The following is a 375-nucleotide window of genomic DNA, read 5'->3' as shown; positions in this document are numbered from 1 at the left end:
GGTTAACCCAGATAACCCAAGCCCACAACCAAATACACCAGTCAATCCAGGACAACCAGATAGCCCACGTTGGCCAGCTAGTGTCCATGATTTGGATAACAAAGAAAGCGTTAGCCGTACCATCCATTACGTTTATGAAGATGGAAGTAAGGCTAAGGATGATGTGGTTGAAACACTGAACTTCAAACGTTGGAGTCGTATTAACCTAGTGACTGGTCAAATTTTCTTCCAAGACTGGACCACTAATGATGATACGTTTGATAAAGTAGTCTCTCCAACTATCGCAGGTTACACAGCAGATAAATCAGAAATCCCAGCTGTAAGTGGAGTGAAGGCTAAAGATCAAGACCGTGTTGAAACAGTTACTTATCGTAA

The 375-nt window shown here is 42.4% G+C and carries 1 protein-coding gene; it reads left to right on the top strand.

Annotation, left to right across the window (positions count from 1 at the left end; all coding sequences use genetic code 11):
• On the top strand, positions 1-375 hold a 375-nt coding region (locus OCF95_RS09760; protein ID WP_261105336.1), incomplete at both ends, for a mucin-binding protein.

Origin of the sequence: Streptococcus mitis, from assembly GCF_946188615.1 — a bacterium.
Lineage (GTDB): Bacteria > Bacillota > Bacilli > Lactobacillales > Streptococcaceae > Streptococcus > Streptococcus mitis_BZ.
The sequence above is the reverse complement of the archived record's forward strand: the minus strand, read 5'-3'. Positions and strand labels throughout refer to the sequence as shown.